Origin of the sequence: Salinimicrobium tongyeongense (genome assembly GCF_026109735.1) — a bacterium.
GTDB classification, from domain to species: domain Bacteria; phylum Bacteroidota; class Bacteroidia; order Flavobacteriales; family Flavobacteriaceae; genus Salinimicrobium; species Salinimicrobium tongyeongense.
The window spans coordinates 1,614,590-1,635,350 of record NZ_CP069620.1; the positions used below are offsets into that span (position 1 = coordinate 1,614,590).

Genomic DNA, 20,761 nt, shown 5'->3' on the forward strand with positions numbered 1-20,761 from the left:
ATTAATCCAGTTGTAAAAGGTATTCGCCGTACCCACTTTTTAAAAGGGGCTGGGCCAGCCGGTGCAGCTGCTGTTTATTTATGTAGCCCATATTATAGGCCGTTTCTTCTATTGCTCCAATCTTTAACCCCTGCCGTTCTTCTATCACCTGCACAAACTGCGAAGCTTTCATGAGGGAATCAAAAGTACCTGTGTCCAGCCAGGCTGTACCTTTGTCGAGAATGCTCACCTGTAGCCTCCCTTTTTGGAGGTAGGCATTGTTCACATCGGTGATCTCCAGTTCTGCCCTTCCCGAAGGTTTTATGCCCCTGGCGATCTCTACTACCTCGTTGTTGTAAAAATAAATGCCCGGAACTGCAAAATTTGACCTGGGGGAAACGGGTTTTTCTTCGATAGAAATGACTTTCCCGCTCTGGTCAAAATCCACCACGCCATAGCGTTTTGGATCATGTACGTGGTAGGCAAAGATCATTCCGCCCTCGGGGTCACTTTTCTCCTGAAGCAGCCTGTCTAATCCCGATCCATAGAAAATATTGTCTCCCAGAATAAGTGCTACTTTGTCATTTCCGATAAAATTTGCTCCAATAATGAAGGCTTCGGCAAGCCCCCGCGGCTCATCCTGTACGGCATACTGGAATTCACAACCATACCGGCTCCCGTCCCCCAACAGCTCCCTGAACAAAGGCAGGTCTTTTGGGGTGGAAATAATAAGGATCTCCCTAATGCCCGCCATCATTAAGGTGGATAGCGGATAATAGATCATGGGCTTATCGTATACCGGCATTAACTGCTTGCTCACCGCAAGTGTTAAGGGGTGCAGCCTGGTGCCCGATCCTCCTGCCAGTATTATGCCTTTCATTTAGTATATTTTTCGAGGTACCAGCGTATGGTTTTCTCAATACCCGATTCAAAATTCTCATCGGCCTTCCAGCACAGTTGAGATTCCAGTTTGGTGGCATCTATCGCATAGCGCTGGTCGTGCCCCGGCCTGTCTTTTACAAAAGTGATTAACCGGGTGTAACTCTCGCCGTTTTCACGTGGAACCAGTTTATCAAGAATTTCAGAAATCTTCTGGGCAATGTAGATGTTCTCGCGCTCATTGCGGCCGCCAATATTATAAGTCTCCCCAAATTTGCCATTTTTGAGTACCAGGTTGATGCCTTTGCAATGATCTAAAACGTATAACCAGTCCCTTACATTCTTGCCGTCTCCATAAATGGGAATGGACTCTTCTTTAAGGGCGGTTCGTATAATAGTGGGAATAAGTTTTTCATCGTGTTGATGAGGTCCGTAATTATTAGAGCAGTTGGTGGTCAAAACCGGCATCCCATAGGTATGAAAATAACTGCGCACCAGAAAATCTGAAGCTGCTTTTGAAGCCGAATACGGACTATTTGGCGCATACGGGGTTTCTTCGGTGAACAAACCTTCAGCTCCCAGGGTTCCATAGACCTCATCGGTAGAAACATGAAGGAATTTTGCATCGCTGTACTCTTCCTTCAGTTCAAATGGGCCATTCATCCAGAGGTTGTAAGCGGTTTGCAGCAGGTTGAAAGTCCCGTTGATGTTTGTTTCAACAAAAGCCGCAGGATTCAGGATTGAATTATCTACATGAGATTCGGCTGCAAAATTTATCACCCTTGAAAAATGGTATTTTTCAAACAGGTTTTTCACCAGCTCCTTGTCTCTAATATCCCCTTTTACGAAGGTATAGTTCTCGTGGCCGTCTACCTCCAGGTTGTCGAGACTTCCGGCGTAGGTGAGCAGGTCGAGGTTGACAATGTGTGTATCTTTATCCTGAATAAAAAGATTGATGTAATTGGAACCTATAAAACCGGCCCCACCGGTGACAAGCGTGTATTGTTTATCGTTCATTTAAGCTTTCTCTTTTTTAGGTTCTTTCTCTTTTTCGGATACCTTCGGAACTTCAAATATTTGTTCCAGGATTTTTTCAGTAATGAGATAGGTAGGTTTCACACCTGTAGTTCCAAGTCCGCCCGAAGCCAGCGTGCTTCCTGTTTCCAGCGGATTATCTGAAGCGTAATAGGCATATCTTACCTTCACGTCTTCACTGATGTTTTTTCTCAACCTAGCCGCAGCCTGCACCGCCTTTTGATAATGCGCACCTTCCATCTCAAGCCCCACAACGTTCCAGGTAGACTCGTGGAAGAATTTTAAAATGTCTTTATTCTGAAGGGAAGTTCCCAACACCGTGATCATAGAACCATCGCAAACATGAATGCCATTACCTTCAAGGTCTTCTTTTGAAAGTTCGTTGTGAAAAGGATAGTTATCGGCTGTACCTTCAAAAAGGTGGGCGGTTGGGATCATGATATCGCCTTTGCCTCCTACCAGGATCCCGGCTTTCCCCATAATAGAGATTGAAGCAACATTGAGGTGGATATTCCCCTGGTCTGACTGGTACGGTTTCAGCATTTCATCCATGGTTTCGTAGGCCTGCTCTCCAAAAGCGTAATCCATCACCATGATGACAGGTTTGTCTTCGTCTTTTAGCTTTTTACCGGTTTTGAACTTCGGGTTTACCAGAGACATTTTTGCAGTGTCAAAGATCTGCACATCTATGTTTGCCCCGCTGGTGTCTTCAATGAAAATCATACCTTCAGAAACAGCATTTTTCATCACCTTCATTCTTAGCTGCCCATTGGCATTGTTGCTAAGATCTTCATAGATTCCGAAGAGCGATTTCTTCTTGAGCTCGGGTTTTAGAGCTTCCGAAGCATAAAGCGTATTCATCACGCTGTGCATGTTGGCGCTTATGATGTGCAAAGGACGGTTCATCAGGTTCTTTTCCAACAAAACTTCCTTTACCTTATTTGCCCATATCTCCCCGTGTATGTGGTGGCCCAGTCTTTCGCGAAGCACGGGGCTAAAGGTCACGATGCGTTTGTTGTTGTTGAGCATTTCATCAAGAGCGAGTTTGCCCAAAAAATAGATGATGTGCAGGAACCTTTCGGGACTGGACGGGGTGCTAAAAAGGGGATAAATGGTGGTCACTTCCCTAAAGGTGCGGCCAAGTATATTTGCCGTGTGGGTAAGCGCGACTTCCCTTTGCGCCTGGGTTAGAGGTTCTTTTTGGGTCACCGCAACCTCCAGTTTTTGCCAGTCACGAGATACTTCCCCTTCTTCATCTATAAGCACCCGTCTCATAATTTTGTGGGATTCGATAAAAAGGAATGTAAGGTGGGTAAGGATGTCATAAATTTCTGAACGTCCGCGGGTGATCTCAATATTCATTTGTTCCTCATCTATCCTGTAGCAGTTGCGGCGCCTTTTTGGCGGAACTATAGGTTTAAAATGAGAATTGCCGTAGCCTTCATCGCTGGTGAGGTTGATAAAGCGACATTCTTCAAGGCCAAGCGGAAGCCTGTCCATGACGTACAGAAGTCCGTTAAGCTCAACTTTTTCTTCGGCTACAGAACCGTATATTTCAGGACGAAGAATCAAAAGAGCTTCACGCAGGGTTTCCCCCGAGACTCCCATAGGCTTGTAGAACCCCCTGTTAAAAAGGTGGCGCATGGTAATGTACATGCGTTCTATGGCGTTGGAGCTTTCCTGAGCCCTTGTGCGTCCCTGTAATTTCAAATTACCCATAATTTATTTAGTGTTTTTTATTTTTTCCAGGAATCCTGCAATCTTGCGATCGTTTGAGAGCCTGGGTAGTTTATTTTGTCCGCCCAGTTTGCCTATGGATTTCATGTATTGCTGAAAACCATTTTCGGGTACTGTGCTAATTTTTAATTGCTGAAGGATCTTGCCTTCAATCAAATCCAGATAATACGAATTTTGCTGCTGAAGCGATTTGTCTAATGCCGAAGCAAAAGTATCAAGACTGGCAGGTTCTTCTTCAAATTCTATGAACCATTCGTGGTACGGCAGCTGGTTCCCTTCGGGCGTGATTTGAGGTGCCACGGTGAATTCGCTGATCTTTACCGAAGTACCGGCCGTAGCTTCCTGCATGGCCTGCTCTACTTCTTTGGCAATCACGTGCTCTCCAAAAGCCGAAATAAAATGCTTTATCCGCCCTGAAACGATCAGCCTGTATGGTGCCAGAGAGGTAAACTGGATGGTATCTCCCAGGTTGTAAGCCCATAGGCCTGCCGTGGTAGAAATGATCATAACATAATTCACGCCTATTTCTACTTCGCCAATGGTGTACCGCCTCGGATTTTCAGAATAAAATTCATCGGCCTTTATAAACTCATAGAAAATCCCCGAGTTGAGCAGGAGCAGCATGCCTTTTTCATCCTGCCTGTCCTGGTAGGCAAAAAATCCTTCGGAAGCGGGGAATAGTTCAATACTGTCTACTTTCCTGCCAATAAGGCTTTCAAATTTTGCGCGGTAAGGTTCAAAGTTAACCCCCCCATAGATGAAAAGGTTGAAATTAGGGAAGATCTCCCCTACTTTTTTCCCGGTACGTGCCTGCAGCCTTTCAAAATACATTTGCACCCATGAAGGTATCCCGCTAATAACGCTCATATCTTCCTTCAGGGTTTCATCGACTATTGCTTCAACTTTGGTTTCCCAGTCTTCAATGGTATTGGTTTCCCAGGAAGGCATACGGTTGCGTTGCAGGTATCCGGGAACGTAATGTGCTGCAATTCCGGAGAGCCTGCCAAGTTTAATGCCGTTTTTCTCATCCAGTTCGGGGCTTCCCTGTAGAAAGATCATTTTTCCGTCTACAAAATCGGCTTTTCCCGTGTCATTGATGTAGCACAAAATGGCATTTCGCGCTGCATCTATGTGTGTGGGCATAGACTCTTTGGTAAGCGGGATATATTTTGCCCCACTGGTAGTACCTGATGTCTTGGCGAAGTAGATAGGTTTGCCCGGCCAAAGAATGTCTTTCTCGCCTGCAACTACCTTTTCTACATAGGGTTTTAGCTCTTCATAATCTCTAACCGGCACACGAGCGGCATATTCCCTGTAGCTGGAGATGTTCTTAAAGCCGTGATCTTTTCCAAATTCGGTATTGGCAGCTTTCTTTAAGAGCTGCTCAAAAACCCTTTTTTGGGTCTCTACCGGGCGTGTGGCCCAGGAATCGATTTGGCGCCGAATGTAGGCTGCGAATATTTTAGCTGCAAATGATTTTACTGACATACTTTTTATTCAAAATCTATAAAATCTGTGGGATTTACAGGGCGGCCTTCGCTCCAAAGTTCAAAATGCAGGTGCGGCCCGGTGGAATATTCACCCGTAGAACCTGCCGTGGCCACAACCTCTCCCTTCAACACCCTGTCTCCCTGCTCTTTGGTGAGCGATGAGTTGTGTTTGTAAATGGAAATAAGGCCGTAGCTGTGTTCTATGATAATCACGTTTCCTGTCTCTGCCGTCCAGCCCGAAAAAATCACAGTACCATCGGCTACAGATTTTACCGGGGCGTTGTGAGAGGCTACAATATCTACCCCAAAATGTTTGTCTTTGATGTTATATCCTTCCGAAAACGGCCCTTTTAAAGGCGGGAATAAGGCGTAATTGGCCCTGGAAGTAGCAGTTTCCAGGAAGTTGTACTTATCTTCCTGCACTACGGTTTCCCTAAGCAGGCTATCTTCTTTTGAGGGCTTCAGGTCTACCTCATCTGCGCTTAGCCGCTGAGCTTCCATAAGCGAATCCCTGTTGAACTCAGCAGGTTTAACATCTCCCGACAGAACTCGTTTTATAGATCCCAGATATTGATTATTCAGCTCCACCACAGTCTGGAGCGAATCAGTTTTGTAGGCAAGCTGCAAAGCCCTTTGCTGCAGCTCGGTTGAAGAATAGCCGGGAATATATTCCCTTAGTCCTGTAAATGCAATGAGCAGGGTTGTGCCTGCAATCAACAAAATTGCTGAAAGTGTCACTACCACAAATACGTTGAGACGGGTAAGCTTAAAAGACAACTTTTCTTCAAAAGTGTCTTCATTGAGAATTACAAGCCTGTATTTATGCAGGAGCTTTTGCCTGAAATTTCTTTTATGTTCGGTGTTCTTGGTCATATTTACAGCCTAAGGCAAAGATATAATAAAGATATTTAGATAGGTTTTATCCCCTCATAAACAAATGAATTAAAGTTTTATTACTAACTTTGCCACATTAAATTGATTATTATGAGTGCAGTTTTTATACCATTGCAGATTGGGGCACCACAAATCATACTAATTGTGGTTGTTGTGCTGTTGTTGTTTGGAGGAAGAAAGATCCCTGAACTTATGAGAGGACTGGGTAGCGGAATTAAAGAATTTAAAGACGCTTCTAAAGATGATGCTCCCGCTAATAAACCAGAAGAAGACAAGAAGAGATTATAACAATCTCTGGAATAAGACACAAAAAAACCCAACTCGCGTTGGGTTTTTTTGTGTCCTGACTTCTTGTTACTTAATCTCTGCCGATTTAAGGATAGCTTCCAGTTCCATCATATTTTCCCTTTTTCGTGCTGAAGGTGAGAAAGCAAAGCCCTCTAAGACAACATACCTGTCATTCTCTTCATCCAGTACAGCGTAATTTATAAATGGGCCGCCCATAAAATCTCCTCTTACTTCCCAGATCCCTTTTGACTCCCAGGCGAATTTACCGTCAATTTGAGATTCAAAAAGATATGGCGCATAAGCCGATTCTGTGACCATATAGCTGCCGTCAACCCTTCCGGGAATGTGGGTTTGCCCAATAGAGTCGCGCATCTCAATAATGTTGCCCACTATATTGGTGTCTTTTTCAATGACATGCCTTGGAACTTCATACACCAGGATCTCCATGCTCCCGGTAGGTATGTCTTTCCTGATCCAGAAAAAATCATCGGTTTCCTTGGCGTATCGGTATGCTGTGGGGAACTTTAAAGAAACACCCAGCTGCTCTTCCAGCTTTTCATCGCTTTTCAGGGATTTTTTGATGCGCCGCTGCTGCTCGGTAAGTTCTGTTCTCTTAAAGGTAGAAATTATTTTTTCAGCATTTTCTTCAATTAAAGAGATGATCTGTTCATTGTTCTCCCCTGTGATAAAAATGCCTTTTTGTGGCCGTGCATAAGCATTATCGGCCATTTTTATTGCCGGCTCCTGCCCTTTTTGGATGTGTAAAAATATCCTGTTCTTTCTTGCAAAACCCTGATAAGCTTCAGGTGGCATCTGGCTTAAGGAAAATAACGGCTCTTCCTGAGGCAAACCGTCTACGGGGGCGGCGAGATGTCGTCTCACGGCTTCCCCTACTTCTCCTGTCCACAGGTCATTTTCCATAATAACGCTGAGGTTATTGATGTTTCCGGAGGAATTGGCGACCACTACAGGATCTTCTTTGCCATTACCACAGCTGGTTAAAACAAAAAGAACGGAAAAAAAAGCGAAGAAATTTTTCATAGATCGAATTTAAGCGGGCGCATTACCCGTCTGAGAGTTTAAGTTTCATTCCGGGTTTTAGCCGGTTGCTGTTCATATTATTCAGGCTCTTTATTTGTTTTACAGTAACGCCCGGAAATTTCTTGGAAATGCTCCAAAGGGAATCCCCGTGCTTTACCGTATAAGTCTTTACAGAAGAAGAATTATCGGCTGTAGCCGAATTTTTCCGCGGATAAATCAGCAGTCTTTGCCCTATTCGCAAATTATTGCTCCTCAGGTTGTTCCATCGCTTTATCTGGCTGACTCCCACTCCATATCTTTCTGCTATTTTTCCGAGGTAATCTCCACGCCTCACCCTGTACCTTAAGGTAGATTCGGGTTGTGTGAGCCCGGGTAAAGCCTCTTCTTTCTTTTCTTCAAGTGCCTGGGCATACCCGTAAATCGCCTCTTCATTGTTCACAAAGAGCCCGGTTTTGTTTCGGGGTAACCTAAGGGAGTATTTTTCGTCTTCCACAAAAGGGATAACATCAAGCTTGTAGCTGGGATTAAGGAACTGCAGCATTTCTTTTTCTACGCCGGTGACCTGTGAAATTTGCTCAAAAGTGAGCATCTTCTTTGGGTGAATGGTATCAGTTTCAAAATAAGTGGTTCTTGGGTGAGGAGGCTGAAAACCGTGTTCTTCGGCATATTCAAAGATGTACATGGTAGCCAGGAAGGCAGGCACATATCCTGCTGTTTCACGTGGAAGATAAGGCCTAAGGTTCCAGTAATTGGTAGAACCTCCGCTACGCCTTATGGCTTTGGAAACATTTCCCGGGCCCGAGTTGTAAGAAGCCAACACAAGGTCCCAGTCTTCAAAAACCCGGTAAAGGGTAGAAAGATATTGAGCCGCCGCTTCGGTAGACATGATAGGGTCCATTCGTTCATCTACATAGGAGCTCACATCAAGGCCGTGCATTTTACCCGTCGCAAACATGAACTGCCACAGCCCTGTTGCGCCCACGCGAGATCTCGCACGCGGATTAAGCGCCGATTCCACAATGGCCAGGTATTTTATTTCAAGCGGGATATTGTATAGGTCAAGCTTCTGCTCAAAGAGGGGAAAATAATAAGTGCTTAAAGCCATTAACCGCTCCATCCCCTTTTTGTTTCTCTTGAGGTAAGACTTGATCACATTCTCAAGCAAAGGGTTGTATTCAACGTTAAAAGGGGTCTTGGCATTCAGCTTTTGCAGCCTTAACTTTAAAGTATCGGTAGGTAGATCATCAAAAACTACCTCGCTGTACTCCTGATTTAGCAGGGAGTCTTTCAAATCCATGTACAAACTGGATTCAAACAACTCCTGCTGCCACAAAGAATCTATGGCAGCAGCACCTGCGTCGTCTAAAAGGGCAAAAACAAGGGAGTCTTTGATGATCTTATGTACCGGGACCCTGTTTGCAAGGTCTACGTCATCGCTATCGAGTAGAAGGAAGAAGTCCTGTTCGGGAAGCCTTATGGTATCGCCGGTTTCTTTGTTCTCCTGTCCATCCACATTCTTTTCCCCTTCTTTTTTGTTTTGGGCAAAAGCAGCTACAGACATGAGTAGCATTAAAAATGGCAAAATTTGTTTCATCATAAAGTCATTTCTCAAAAAACAGTACTTTTTTCCTTCAATTATCGTACCTCTTTATTTTTTTAACGCTTCAATTCCCGGTAAACTTTTTCCTTCCAGCATTTCCAGCATGGCGCCACCGCCTGTAGAAACGTAGCTTACCTGGTCTTCAAGGCCAAATTGTTTAACCGCAGCAACAGAATCTCCTCCCCCTACAAGTGAGAAGGCGCCTTTTTTGGTAGCGGCAGCAATATGCTCTCCCACAGCAATGGTTCCCTTGGCAAAAGGCGGCATTTCAAAAACACCCATTGGGCCGTTCCACAAGATGGTTTTTGATTCTTCAAGAATTTGTCCGTACTTCTTCACGGTGTCGGGGCCTATGTCAAGTCCCATCCAGCCATCAGGAATATCGTTAACCGAAACAATTTTGGTGTCGGCTTCTTCCGAAAAAGAATCGGCTACTACCGCATCAACGGGCAGGTGAATCTTTACTCCTTTTTCTTCGGCTTTTCTAAGAATTTCAAGTGCCAGTTCCAGTTTATCGTCTTCAACCAGAGAATTTCCGATGCTTCCGCCCTGGGCTTTAGTGAAAGTATATGTCATTCCGCCGCCAATGATCAGGTGGTCGATCTTGTCCAGGATATTCTCAATCACAGTGATCTTGGTAGATACTTTGGCACCACCCAAAACTGCAGTCACCGGTTTTTCAGAATTCCCCAATACTTTTTCAAGACTGTCAATTTCCTTGGCGAGCAACGCTCCCAAACATTTATCTTCAAAATAATTAGCCACGATAGTGGTAGAGGCATGTGCACGATGTGCTGTTCCAAAGGCATCATTTACGTAAATGTCTCCCAGGGCAGACAGTTTTTTTGCAAATTCTTCATCGCCTTTTTCTTCTTCCGCGTGAAAGCGCAGGTTTTCAAGCAATAATACCTCCCCGGGTTTAAGCGCTTTTGCAGCCTGTTGTGCCTTTTCACCAACAGATTCATCTACAAATTTCACTTGGGTCCCAAGAATTTCTGAAGCCTTACTAACTATATGCTGCAGGGAATTCTTCTTATCAACTCCTTTTGGACGCCCCAGGTGAGACATAAGAATAGCGCTGCCGCCATCTTTCAAAATTTTATCTATGGTTGGTTTTGCGCCCTCAATTCGGCTGGTATCACCAACCTCCTGTTGTTCGTTTAGAGGAACGTTGAAATCTACCCTTATCAGGGCTTTTTTATCCTTAAAATTATAGTCATTAATAGTTTTCATACAGCTGATTTTAGCTTAAATTAAATAATTCTCTAAGATATAAAAGTGTGAAGAAATTTTATCTTTGCTTATGCTATTTTCTGAAGTTTTAGGCCTTCCGCACATAAAGAATCACCTTACCACAACGGTAGATAACAACCGGATTCCTCATGCCCAGTTATTTGTAGGTTCTTCGGGCAGCGGAACGCTTCCCATGGCAATTGCCTACGCCCAATACGTGCTTTGTCAAAACACCAATGCCGAGAATAATACCGGAAATGACTCCTGTAACCTGAAAATGAACAGGCTGTCGCACCCCGATCTACATTTTGCTTACCCTGTAGCCAATAACGACAAGGTAAAAAAGAATGCCGTTTCTTCTCATTTCACAGAAGAATGGCGGCAATTTGTAGCACAGGAACCTTACGGAAACCTCTTTGACTGGTACCAAAAGCTGGGAATTGAGAACAAACAGGGAAAAATAGGTGTAGATGAAGCCCAGGATATCGTAAAATCCCTCTCCCTTAAGTCTTACGAGGGCGGCTACAAAGTGATGATCATCTGGATGGCCGAAAAAATGAACGACAGCTGCGCCAACAAATTGCTGAAGCTTATAGAAGAACCGCCTCAAAAAACCCTTTTTCTGCTGATTACTGAAGAAGAAGAGAGCATCATTCAAACCATAAGGTCCAGATGTCAAATTCTGCATTTCCCGCCAATCAATGAAGCTGTAATAGCCGAAGGCCTTGTGCAAAGGGAAAACTGCGATCGTGCCAAAGCCCTCACCATTGCCCACCGCGCCAACGGCAACTTCAACAATGCGCTGCACATCCTCAAACAACATTCTGGCGACGAGCAGTTTGAAGAATGGTTTATTTCGTGGGTGAGAACCGCTTTTAAGGCCAAAGGCGACAAAACCGCCCTCTCAGACCTGCTCGCCTGGAGCGAAATGATCGCAGGGACGGGAAGGGAAGTACAAAAGAAATTCCTGCTCTTTTGTATGGATTTCTTCAGGCAGGCCCTCATGTACAACTACAAGGCAAAAAACCTGGTTTTTTTGGAACCCCAAACCAGCGGATTCAAATTAGAGAAATTTGCTCCTTTCATTACCGGGAACAACATTACCGGGATCACCAGAGAACTCGAAGATGCCATGTACCACATCGAAAGGAACGGAAATGCCAAGATCATTCTCACAGATCTTTCCATAAAACTCACCCGACTCATTCACAAAAATTAGTGCATTATGGACAATTTTATCCCAAACATCCCGGTCTATTTGATTCTCATATTCACCATCATCACCTTTCTACAATCGGGTCTTGATAAATTGTTCAACTGGAGCGGCAACTACGAGTGGCTTACCGGTCATTTTAAAGGCACTTTCATGGGAGGAATGGTCTCTCTGCTCCTGGGCATCATCCTGGTGCTCGAAATCATAACAGGGCTGGTGGCATTGGTGGCCATATTTACCCTAAACAATGATCCGGCACTGGCACTTTGGGCACTGGTCCTGGCTGCCATTACCCTTCTCATGCTGCTATTTGGGCAAAGAGTGGCAAACGATTACGCCGGTGCGTTTACCATTGTTGGTTATTTCATGGTCATTATCTTCGGGATCTTTCTGGTTACCGCATAAAAAAACTGCCTTAAAAGCACATTTCTCTTAAGGCAGCCTCTTTTAATTCCTGAAATATTTTACTCGGTCACGGCAGCATCTTCCTGCGTAACCCCTCTGCTTTCGTTAAGCTCGGTTAAAATCTCCTGGGTAATATCAAGCCCTTCTTTGGCATACATGATATTAGCCGATTCATTTGACCCGAAGATGTAAGTGTAGTTGTTTTCTTCGCCATAAACTTTTACAAAATCTTTCACTTTTGTGATAAGCGAATCAATCACCTGGTCTCCCTCCTGTCTCAACTGCCCGCTTCTCATTTGCTGTTGCTGCTGAAGCATTTGTTGCTTCCTCATCAATTCCTCCTGTGCTGCCTGCCTTTCAGCTTCAGACATTGTTGCCGCGTTATCCCTAAAGGCCATTACTTCCTGCTGAAATCCCTGTGCAGCCGAATCAAGTTCTTTTTTCAGGCTTTCTGACCTCTGGTTGAAATCTGCTTCCACTTCTTTCATTTCTGAATACTCCTGAATAAGAACAGTAGTATCTACATAAGCGGTTTTGTCATTATTGCATCCGGTGAATATCGCTCCCAGTGAAAGGGCTAATAATAATTTTTTCATGTTGAAGTTTGTTTAGTTTCGCCGCAAAAGTAAGAAAGCATTTCCATTCCTTATCGAAAATGCCAGATTTCTGAAGCAATAAAATAAATAAATGGTTATGTGAAATAAAATTTAAAAAAGTTATCAAAAATGGCTTTTTTAGAAGGTATTTATTGGCTGCAGACTCAAAAAGACGACCTCCAACATCATCTTCCGAAGAAAACGCTCTTAAATCGCTTTAAAATGCGGTTTTAGTGTTTTTTTCTGAAGAAGTACGCCACCGAAGAATAGTTTCCTGAAGATTTAGCCTTAAAATTGGATACAGCACCATTCCAAACCGCTTTCAGTACATTTGAAGAACCTGAAGCATATTTTTCAGAAAGCAGGCTTACATAAAATGAATCGAAAAAAAGCCCTTTTTGAGTGTTAAGCAAAAACCCCGCTGCATTAAAAATCTTTTTCATCGCTGAAGGGGAAAAATGATATAGGTGACGCGGCACATCAAAAGCCGCCCAATCTTCTTTATATTTTTCTGCATCGTAACTTTTAAAATTTGGTACGGCAATAATGAGGAGCCCGTCGGGTTTTAATAATCTGTGCAATTCCTCAATCTGTTCTTCAAGATGCGGCACATGTTCCAGAACATGCCACATGGTGATTACATCAAATTTTTCTGAAGCAAACAAAGAGGTTTCTTCCTGCAACTCCACTCCTTTTTTTAAAGCCAGTTCGCGAGCCCCGGGATTGGGTTCAGATCCAAAAACCTTCCACCCCCTGTTTTTGCCCGCGAGTAAAAAATCTCCCGTTCCGGCACCAATATCCAGAACTTTTAACTCTCCCGACTTTTCATTAGCTATCCAATTCAATTTCCTGGAAAGCATCATGTTTTTTACCTGCTGATAAACCTTATCGAAAATTCCCTTTTTTGAATCGGTATGGGAGATATACTTTTCACTCTTATAATAATCGGGCAAACGATCAAGATCGGGTCTTGGAAAAGTTGCTAAAAGATCGAGGCCTTTTGCTTTTCTCAACTCAAAAGACTCCCCGCTTACCGTATGGTCTTTGCATACAAATTCAGGTTGATCAGAAAAAATTAGTGGCAACATTGAAAGTTTTTAGAAGATGTTCCACGTGGAACGATTAAGATTTACCGCCCCATATATACCAGTAAAACCGAAATGTCATTCGGGCTCACCCCGCTAATCCTGGAAGCCTGGGATACCGAGGTGGGTTTGACTTTTTTCAGTTTTTCACGGGCTTCATAAGACATAGATTTGATCCTGGAATAATCAAAATCATTCGGGATTTTGATTCCTTCCAACCTGTGAAGTTTGTCGGCATTGTTCTTTTCCTTTTCAATATATCCTGAATACTTCACCTGAATTTCGGTTTGCTCCAGCACTTCTTCTCCCAATTCATTTTCCTGAATATATTCCTCTACTCCGCTAAAATTCCGGATATCCTGCATGTCAATATTCGGCCTTGAAAAGACTTTAAAGATCTTATCACTTTGCTTCATGGGTGCCGAATTATTTTTCTCCAAAACAACATTTGCTTCTTCAGGCACAACGCTGGTGTCTTTCAAAAATTCAACAAAAGCATGTGATTTGGATTTCTTCTCCTCCATCTTCTGAAGCCTATTTTCCGAAGCCAGTCCTATTTTATAAGATTTCTCGGTAAGCCTGAAATCTGCATTATCCTGTCTTAACAGGGTGCGATATTCAGCTCTTGAAGTAAACATACGGTATGGCTCTTCGGTACCTTTTGTAATAAGATCGTCTATAAGAACCCCAATATAAGCTTCGCTGCGCTGCAGGATAAATTCCTCTTTTTCCTGCACTTTTAAAGCAGCATTGATACCGGCGATCAAACCTTGTGAACCTGCTTCTTCATAACCTGTGGTCCCGTTGATTTGTCCGGCAAAATAAAGTCCGCTCACCAGTTTCGTTTCCAGGGTATGTTTTAGCTGCGTGGGTGGGAAATAATCGTATTCAATGGCATAACCCGGCCTAAAAAATTTGACATTTTCAAATCCGGCGACTGAACGCAGAGCTTTAAACTGCACATCTTCGGGCAGCGAAGTTGAGAATCCGTTGATGTACATTTCCACCGTATTCCAGCCTTCTGGTTCTATAAAAAGCTGATGCCTGTCTTTATCGGCAAAACGATTGATCTTATCTTCGATTGAAGGGCAATACCGCGGACCAATACTTTTGATCCTTCCATTAAACATTGGGGAACGATCAAAGCCTTCCTTTAAAAGATCATGCACCTCGGGGGAGGTATAAGACATATAACAGGATCGTTGTTTTGAGAGGGGTTTTGTTTCGTCAAGATATGAGAATTTAGCCGGTACATCATCGCCCGGCTGCTCAATCATTTTTGAATAATCTAAAGATCTTCCATCAACACGCGGCGGAGTTCCGGTTTTCATTCTTCCGGCTTCAAATCCTAACTGAACCAATTCTTCGGTAATTCCCGTAGCTGCCCTTTCTCCTGCTCTACCACCTCCAAATTGTTTTTCACCAATATGAATAAGTCCGTTTAAAAAAGTACCATTGGTAAGGATGACAGACTTCGCTTTAATCTCAATTCCCAGGGAAGTTTTTACTCCTACAACTTTATCAGCTTCAATAAGGAGCCCCGACACCATCTCCTGGTAAAAATCGAGGTTAGCTGTGGCTTCCAGCCTAAGGCGCCAATGTTCGGCAAACATCATTCGGTCGCTCTGCACCCTGGGACTCCACATAGCAGGCCCTTTAGATTTATTGAGCATCTTGAACTGTATCGCGCTGGTGTCACTTACCAAACCGCTATAGCCTCCAAGTGCATCAATCTCCCGAACAATCTGACCTTTTGCGATCCCGCCCATTGCAGGATTACAGCTCATTTGCGCAATATTCTGCAGGTTCATGGTCACCAATAGCGTGCTGCAACCCATGTTGGCTGCGGCCGCTGCGGCCTCACTCCCGGCATGGCCGGCCCCTACAACTATAACATCATATCTTTCCTGAAACATATATTCTCTTCTATTGTTCCACGTGGAACATTTCCATTTTTTCCTCTTCTTTTCGTCGCATTAACTGCTCTTCATCTTTAGATTTATCTTTGTACCCGCAGAGGTGCAGCACCCCGTGTATCACAACTCTTTGAAGTTCCTCCTCAAAAGCAACATTATATTCCCCTGCATTCTCCCTTACCCTTTGAGTACTTATAAAAATATCACCGTTTAAAATATTTCCAACTGAGGTATCAAAACTTATAATATCGGTAAAAGTATCGTGATCGAGATACTTCCGGTTTATCTCCAAGAGGTAATCGTCATCACAGAAAATAAAACTGATCTCGCCGGTCTTTTTTCCTTCGGAAGCAATCACCCTTTTAATCCAGTTTTCAAAACCTGAAACATCCTTCAGCTCGAAGTCATTTTCAGAATAAAAATTAATTATCTCTTCGTTCAAAATATTCTTTTACTTTCAGTTTATAAACGGGGCGCAAAGGTAAGCTTTGTCGGTTTAAAATTTCAGTCGCATTAAAATATTCTTTAGCCCGTTCCCTTAAGGCCTTAGTCTCATTAATAAGCTCTTCCTTACCGGTCGTGGATTCCCTTTCGGGTTTCCTGTCCTGCTCAATTTTTGCCCGCTCCAATTCCAGCAATTTGTGTTCCAATTCCTGCATGCGCCGCAACACATCTTCATCGAAACCTTTTTCCAGAAGTTGCTTCTCAATTTGTTCCATTTCCTTCTTTGCCCCATTCCCTCCAGCATTCTTCCCCTCCTTCCGAAGTTGCTCTTCCAGCGCCCTCCTCAGCTTTTGTTGTTCCTGGAATATCCTGAACAACTCCCCACTCTCTGCTTCCCCGGCTTCTCCTTCTTTGCCGTCCTTGTTCTGCCTGCCTTTTTGCATCTGCTCTCCCATCTCTTCGTTTAGCTCCTTCTGTTTCTGGATTATGTTCTGCAACTGCCCATCCTGGCCGTCACCACCTGAAGGTGAAGCCTGTAACATATCCTGAATGTTCTCCAGAATGTCACTTAGTAAGTAGGCCAAATCGTTAGCCCCGGTGATGACGTACTGCTGACTGCTAAGGCCTCTTCTAAGGTCATTTTGTGCAAGCCGCTCCAGGCTTTGATCAAGGCTGTAATCAACATCAATGAGCTTTTTTGTGATAGGTTCACTTATCATTTCATTGCGCAGGGCAAGGGCGTACAAGCTGTCATCTACATGCTTAAAATTCTCCCTGAGTAGATCCTGCCGCCTAATTTTTTTTGCAAAAGACGCATTGTCCATACCCGAATCTTTGAAATCTTTCATGAGCTCTTCCTGCCCAAAAGAAAAGGTGACCAGGTTATCCAGGATCTGCCGCAACATGCTCACATCTTCCTGCATTTGTTGCATCTGCCCCTGCTGCATTTGTTGCTGCATTTTCTGGCTCATTTTTCGCAGCTCTTCTGCAGCCTTTTTCTGCTCTTTTTTGGCCCCTTCCCTATCCTGTTTTTCCAGGGCTTGCTTTGCCTTCTCCTGGCTCTCCTTTACACCTTGCTGTTCATTTCTATTTTCAGGAATTTCCAGTGGTTTCTTTAAAGCCCGGTTTTCCTTTAACAGCTCTTCAACTTCTTTAAAAAGCTCATTTGTCTCCTGCGAAATCGAATCTTGTGAGGCTCCTGGATTCTCTTCAGAAATTTCCGACAATTGTTCCTGTTCCCTGGCAAGCTCCTCAAGTTCTTCAGCGATTCGAGCCGATTTCTCCTGAACATAATATTTCCTGGTGAGTTCCAGCAGTTGCTCAAGGCTGCGCTCCTGGTTCCGGGATTTTTTTGATAGCTCCTGAAGTTTTTCCTGCAAGCCTTCTTTCTGAATCTTTTCCGAATACTTCTCAAGTTCTTCCAGCAAGGCTTCATTTTCCTCCAGTTCCTTTTTCCTGTTTGAAAGCCGTTGTTCCAGTTCTTTTTTGAGATCCTCATTTTGAGGACTCGCTTCTTCCTGAAGGTTGCGTTTCAGTTTTTCAGTAAAATTCTCCATCAGGCGGTTTTGCTGTTTTTGCCTTTCCAAAAAATTCTGAAGCTTCTGCCGGTCATTGTAATTAAGCTCCTGCTTCTCCTTTTCCAGCCTTGACAGCTCCTCCAGTTCCTCTTCCGAAAATTGCATTTTTTCAAGGGAACCGTCAATTCCTTCTATTGCCTGCCGCTGTTCCTGCAGCCTTTCCTGCTTTTCTTCCCTGCCTGTCTTCTTTCGATAGTTAAAAAGTCGGCTTTTTGTGCTTTTATAACCATTAAATACATCATTATCAACAACTTCAAAGTAAAACTGATATGATTTTCCTTCTTCAAGAGCCAGCGTATCAGGAAAAATACTCACAAATTCGCCAACATTCCCCTTTCCGTGCGGAAGGCGTACTTTTTTTCCCCTTTTTGACACTTCTGTTTCCTGAATGACCATATTTACTTCGGAAATACCGTAATCATCAGAGAACTTTCCGAAGAAATACTGAAGATCGGGTTCCAGCGAATCTGTTTGATGTTCCAGCTGAAGTTCGGGAAATTCATCTTTTACACTTTCAATCTTATAACTCAGGTTCTCAAAATCCTTAACCTGCTCATTCGAGCTGCTTATTTGATAATCTACGGAAGTACTTATATTCTTCTTTAGCTGAAACAAATTTCCCTTTTTCTGAAAGTTATAAAGGCTGTCTTTTATTCCCATTTTTACCCTGGAGGTCGCAGAGGTTTCCACCTCCCACTTCACCAGAGTTCCTTCGGGAACAGTGGCGTTTCCGGTTCCTTCAATAACCTCCTCTCCTAAGCCCGTATGGGCAGGATATTCAAGAATCATCTTTAAATTCCGCATTTTTGGGACCTCTACAACAACTACCTTATAATTTACCGACCTAACTTTATTGGCCGACAAGTTGAAGGTAAAGGATTGCTGCGCCGGCTCAAAGCTGTACTCAAACAGCCCGGGGGAAACGCGCTTCATAAAATAATTCTGCCCATCATAATTCACAGAAACATCTTGCGGAACCATTCTCCCACTGGTACTTACTTTTATGGTGAGGGCTTCATTTTCCCTAATTTGTAACTGCTCATTATAAAGCTGAAATGAAAATGGCGCCGGCGGCTCGTAGGCAGTTTTATAATTCACCACCCTTTCATAACTGCCCGAGAAAACTTCGGCCCTGCCCGAAATCATCAGCAAAAGAATTATGATAAGCGGAATGGCGGCATACTTCAAATACGGAAGGTTCTTCTTAAAATCGATTGCCATGCTGAAAGGCACCGGCTTCAGTTGGTTCGCCTTTTGATCTATGGAAGCAATTAAAAGATCGCTCTTTTTGTCACTTTTGCTAAGCTGTAGCAGGTTGAGCAGCCTGTCACCCACTTCAGGAAAATACTTCCCTATAATTTGAGAAGCTTCGGTGTAACCAATTCCGCGGGAGATTTTGAACAACTTCAGCAACGGATAGGTAATAAACCTTCCGAAGAGAAAAATTTCTACCCCAATAAAGCTCCAGAACAAAATACTGCGACCGGTAGGATTGAGCCAAAACAGGTGCTCAATAAAAAGGGTTGCCAGAAAGTACAGCAGGCCAATGGCAACAAAAAAGATGAAACCCTTTACAAGTTCATTGAGATAGAACTTCCTTATAAAGGCCTCCAGCTTTTGTCTTAAGATCTCAAAATTGTCCATGCTCCTCCCCTTTTTTGAATCTTCTAAAATTACAATTAATTCGAGAATTTAAACAAACTTCCACATTTACAGTGCCATTTCGTGAACCTAAAGAATCCTTTATCTTTGCGCAATAAAACCAGCGTTATGTCTACAGAAAAAGTAAGAGTGCGTTTTGCACCAAGTCCCACGGGGCCGCTACACATAGGAGGAGTAAGAACTGCACTTTTCAACTACCTGTTTGCCAAAAAACACGGCGGAGATTTTATTCTGCGCATTGAAGATACAGACCAGGCCCGGTATGTTGAAGGTGCCGAAGACTATATTATAGAAGCCCTAAACTGGTGCAACATCCCCTTTGATGAAGGCCCCGGAAAAGAAAAAGATGCCGCGCCTTACCGCCAAAGCGAGCGCAAAGGCCTCTACCGGGAATATGCCGAAAAGCTCATAGCTTCGGGCAATGCCTACTACGCTTTTGATACTGCGGAAGAACTCGATAAACACAGGGAACAGCACGAGGCCGAAGGAAAAACCTTCATCTACAACTGGCACAACCGCCAAAAACTGAAGAATTCGCTTTCCCTTCCTGAAGCTGAAGTACAACAGAAAATTGAGGCCGGAGAAGCTTACGTGATCCGATTTAAAGCTCCCGAAAATGAAACCCTTCATCTCAAAGATGAAATTCGTGGGGAAATGACCATTGAAACAAAGATCCTTGACGATAAAGTCCTTTTTAAGAGCGACGGGATGCCTACCTATCACCTGGCCAATATTGTTGATGATCATTTGATGAAGATCACGCACGTAATTCGGGGGGAAGAATGGCTGCCATCTCTTGCCCTGCACGAGCTACTCTACCGCGCATTTGAATGGACCGCTCCAAAATTTGCCCACCTGCCCCTAATCTTAAAGCCCCAGGGCAAAGGAAAATTGAGCAAACGCGACGGCGATAAAATGGGCTTTCCGGTATTTCCGCTGGAATGGAAAGATCCAAAATCGGGTGATATTTCAAGCGGTTACCGCGAAGAAGGATATTATCCCGAAGCCGTTGTGAACATGCTGGCCCTTTTAGGCTGGAATGCCGGTGGCGGTACCGAAAAGGAGATCTACAGCCTCGAAGAACTCACACAAGCCTTTAGCCTGGAGCACGTTTCTAAGGGCGGCTCTAAGTTTGATCCCGAAAAAACAAAGTGGTTCCAGCATCACTACATGCAGGAAACAGCTAACGAAAAATTAGCCGCCGATCTTGTGGATCTTCTCAAAACAAAAGATATTTCCACGACTCCCGAATATGCCCGCCAAATTGTGGCACTTTTAAAGGAAAGAACCACCTTTTTAAGCGATTTTTGGAACCAGGGCAGCTACTTCTTCACTGCGCCCGAGAACTACGATGAGAAGGCGGTAAAAAAAGCCTGGAAAGAAGATACGCCGCAAATCCTTCAGCAGGTCATAGAAATATTAGAGAATACTGAAGATTTTTCTGCCGGAAATGTGCAGGACAGGGTAAAATCCTGGATCACTTCCGAAGGAATTGGCTTTGGAAAGGTGATGCAGCCCTTCAGGATCTCTCTGGTAGGCGCCATGCAGGGACCCGATGTTTTTGACATTGCAGCAGCTATTGGAAAAGAAGAAACCATAGCCCGCCTGCAAAAAGCAAAGCAGGAATTGTAAGCTTCAGAAATAACTTACTAAAAAGCCATTTTTGAGAGGTTTCAAAAATGGCTTT

At 43.8% G+C, this 20,761-nt stretch carries 17 protein-coding genes; 4 read left to right on the plus strand and 13 right to left on the minus strand.

Going from position 1 to position 20,761, the window contains the following annotated elements:
* Position 1 precedes the first annotated feature (1 nt).
* The 5 genes from rfbA to JRG66_RS07240 are packed head-to-tail and all read right to left on the minus strand — an operon-like array spanning position 2 to position 5,993.
* Positions 2–859: a glucose-1-phosphate thymidylyltransferase RfbA gene (gene rfbA, locus JRG66_RS07220; RefSeq protein WP_265165236.1), complete on the minus strand. Its 858-nt coding sequence runs from the start codon at positions 857–859 to the stop codon at positions 2–4.
* On the minus strand, positions 856–1,875 hold the full coding sequence (rfbB, locus tag JRG66_RS07225) for a dTDP-glucose 4,6-dehydratase (protein ID WP_265165238.1): 1,020 nt from the start codon (positions 1,873–1,875) through the stop codon (positions 856–858). Before rfbB ends, rfbA begins: the two co-directional genes overlap by 4 nt.
* Positions 1,876–3,612 (minus strand): DUF6909 family protein, encoded by a 1,737-nt coding sequence (locus JRG66_RS07230; protein WP_265165239.1) that lies wholly within the window; start codon positions 3,610–3,612, stop codon positions 1,876–1,878. It abuts the gene before it with no gap.
* A 3-nt stretch (positions 3,613–3,615) separates the two neighbouring features.
* A complete protein-coding gene (locus JRG66_RS07235; protein ID WP_265165241.1) occupies positions 3,616–5,118 on the minus strand; it encodes a GH3 auxin-responsive promoter family protein in 1,503 nt (500 codons plus the stop codon).
* 5 nt (positions 5,119–5,123) lie between these two features.
* Complete coding sequence (locus JRG66_RS07240; protein WP_265165243.1) at positions 5,124–5,993, minus strand: M23 family metallopeptidase; 870 nt, start codon at positions 5,991–5,993, stop codon at positions 5,124–5,126.
* A 111-nt stretch (positions 5,994–6,104) separates the two neighbouring features.
* Here JRG66_RS07240 and tatA point away from each other — a divergent pair, with 111 nt between their 5' ends.
* On the plus strand, positions 6,105–6,302 hold the full coding sequence (gene tatA / locus JRG66_RS07245; protein WP_265165244.1) for a twin-arginine translocase TatA/TatE family subunit: 198 nt from the start codon (positions 6,105–6,107) through the stop codon (positions 6,300–6,302).
* A gap of 66 nt (positions 6,303–6,368) precedes the next feature.
* Here tatA and JRG66_RS07250 read toward each other — a convergent pair whose 3' ends face one another.
* The 3 genes from JRG66_RS07250 to JRG66_RS07260 are packed head-to-tail and all read right to left on the minus strand — an operon-like array spanning position 6,369 to position 10,176.
* Positions 6,369–7,343: a DUF4837 family protein gene (locus JRG66_RS07250; protein WP_265165246.1), complete on the minus strand. Its 975-nt coding sequence runs from the start codon at positions 7,341–7,343 to the stop codon at positions 6,369–6,371.
* 22 nt (positions 7,344–7,365) lie between these two features.
* Complete coding sequence (locus JRG66_RS07255) at positions 7,366–8,937, minus strand: lytic transglycosylase domain-containing protein (protein ID WP_371875344.1); 1,572 nt, start codon at positions 8,935–8,937, stop codon at positions 7,366–7,368.
* A gap of 54 nt (positions 8,938–8,991) precedes the next feature.
* The gene (locus tag JRG66_RS07260; RefSeq protein ID WP_265165249.1) at positions 8,992–10,176 is read right to left on the minus strand and encodes a phosphoglycerate kinase; all 1,185 of its coding nucleotides are present in this window, start codon (positions 10,174–10,176) and stop codon (positions 8,992–8,994) included.
* Positions 10,177–10,246: 70 nt separating this feature from the next.
* Between JRG66_RS07260 and JRG66_RS07265 the strand changes: the two genes are divergently transcribed.
* Positions 10,247–11,395: a DNA polymerase III subunit gene (locus JRG66_RS07265; RefSeq protein WP_265165251.1), complete on the plus strand. Its 1,149-nt coding sequence runs from the start codon at positions 10,247–10,249 to the stop codon at positions 11,393–11,395.
* 6 nt (positions 11,396–11,401) lie between these two features.
* The gene (locus JRG66_RS07270; RefSeq protein ID WP_265165252.1) at positions 11,402–11,794 is read left to right on the plus strand and encodes a DoxX family protein; all 393 of its coding nucleotides are present in this window, start codon (positions 11,402–11,404) and stop codon (positions 11,792–11,794) included.
* A 59-nt stretch (positions 11,795–11,853) separates the two neighbouring features.
* Here the strand turns inward: JRG66_RS07270 and JRG66_RS07275 are convergent, their stop codons facing one another.
* The 5 genes from JRG66_RS07275 to JRG66_RS07295 form a co-directional block, all read right to left on the minus strand.
* The gene (locus JRG66_RS07275; RefSeq protein WP_265165253.1) at positions 11,854–12,390 is read right to left on the minus strand and encodes an OmpH/Skp family outer membrane protein; all 537 of its coding nucleotides are present in this window, start codon (positions 12,388–12,390) and stop codon (positions 11,854–11,856) included.
* Positions 12,391–12,620: 230 nt separating this feature from the next.
* Entirely contained in the window at positions 12,621–13,478 is an 858-nt protein-coding gene (locus tag JRG66_RS07280) for a class I SAM-dependent methyltransferase (protein WP_265165254.1), read from the minus strand.
* Positions 13,479–13,519: 41 nt separating this feature from the next.
* Positions 13,520–15,391 (minus strand): tRNA uridine-5-carboxymethylaminomethyl(34) synthesis enzyme MnmG, encoded by a 1,872-nt coding sequence (gene mnmG / locus JRG66_RS07285; protein WP_265165255.1) that lies wholly within the window; start codon positions 15,389–15,391, stop codon positions 13,520–13,522.
* Positions 15,392–15,401: 10 nt separating this feature from the next.
* On the minus strand, positions 15,402–15,821 hold the full coding sequence (gene ybeY, locus JRG66_RS07290) for an rRNA maturation RNase YbeY (protein WP_265165418.1): 420 nt from the start codon (positions 15,819–15,821) through the stop codon (positions 15,402–15,404).
* Positions 15,814–19,056, minus strand: a complete 3,243-nt coding sequence (locus JRG66_RS07295; RefSeq protein WP_265165257.1) for a DUF4175 family protein — start codon at positions 19,054–19,056, stop codon at positions 15,814–15,816. Before JRG66_RS07295 ends, ybeY begins: the two co-directional genes overlap by 8 nt.
* 126 nt (positions 19,057–19,182) lie before the next feature.
* Between JRG66_RS07295 and gltX the strand changes: the two genes are divergently transcribed.
* On the plus strand, positions 19,183–20,706 hold the full coding sequence (gene gltX, locus JRG66_RS07300; protein ID WP_265165258.1) for a glutamate--tRNA ligase: 1,524 nt from the start codon (positions 19,183–19,185) through the stop codon (positions 20,704–20,706).
* Positions 20,707–20,761 lie beyond the last annotated feature (55 nt).

Excerpts from the sequence above, each read along its gene's own strand:
- rfbA (WP_265165236.1), bottom strand. The coding sequence starts at position 859 with ATGAAAGGCATAATACTGGCAGGAGGATCGGGCACCAGGCTGCACCCC.
- rfbB (WP_265165238.1), bottom strand. The coding sequence starts at position 1,875 with ATGAACGATAAACAATACACGCTTGTCACCGGTGGGGCCGGTTTTATA.
- JRG66_RS07230 (WP_265165239.1), bottom strand. The coding sequence starts at position 3,612 with ATGGGTAATTTGAAATTACAGGGACGCACAAGGGCTCAGGAAAGCTCC.
- JRG66_RS07235 (WP_265165241.1), bottom strand. The coding sequence starts at position 5,118 with ATGTCAGTAAAATCATTTGCAGCTAAAATATTCGCAGCCTACATTCGG.
- JRG66_RS07240 (WP_265165243.1), bottom strand. The coding sequence starts at position 5,993 with ATGACCAAGAACACCGAACATAAAAGAAATTTCAGGCAAAAGCTCCTG.
- tatA (WP_265165244.1), top strand. The coding sequence starts at position 6,105 with ATGAGTGCAGTTTTTATACCATTGCAGATTGGGGCACCACAAATCATA.
- JRG66_RS07250 (WP_265165246.1), bottom strand. The coding sequence starts at position 7,343 with ATGAAAAATTTCTTCGCTTTTTTTTCCGTTCTTTTTGTTTTAACCAGC.
- JRG66_RS07255 (WP_371875344.1), bottom strand. The coding sequence starts at position 8,937 with ATGAAACAAATTTTGCCATTTTTAATGCTACTCATGTCTGTAGCTGCT.
- JRG66_RS07260 (WP_265165249.1), bottom strand. The coding sequence starts at position 10,176 with ATGAAAACTATTAATGACTATAATTTTAAGGATAAAAAAGCCCTGATA.
- JRG66_RS07265 (WP_265165251.1), top strand. The coding sequence starts at position 10,247 with ATGCTATTTTCTGAAGTTTTAGGCCTTCCGCACATAAAGAATCACCTT.
- JRG66_RS07270 (WP_265165252.1), top strand. The coding sequence starts at position 11,402 with ATGGACAATTTTATCCCAAACATCCCGGTCTATTTGATTCTCATATTC.
- JRG66_RS07275 (WP_265165253.1), bottom strand. The coding sequence starts at position 12,390 with ATGAAAAAATTATTATTAGCCCTTTCACTGGGAGCGATATTCACCGGA.
- JRG66_RS07280 (WP_265165254.1), bottom strand. The coding sequence starts at position 13,478 with ATGTTGCCACTAATTTTTTCTGATCAACCTGAATTTGTATGCAAAGAC.
- mnmG (WP_265165255.1), bottom strand. The coding sequence starts at position 15,391 with ATGTTTCAGGAAAGATATGATGTTATAGTTGTAGGGGCCGGCCATGCC.
- JRG66_RS07295 (WP_265165257.1), bottom strand. The coding sequence starts at position 19,056 with ATGGACAATTTTGAGATCTTAAGACAAAAGCTGGAGGCCTTTATAAGG.
- gltX (WP_265165258.1), top strand. The coding sequence starts at position 19,183 with ATGTCTACAGAAAAAGTAAGAGTGCGTTTTGCACCAAGTCCCACGGGG.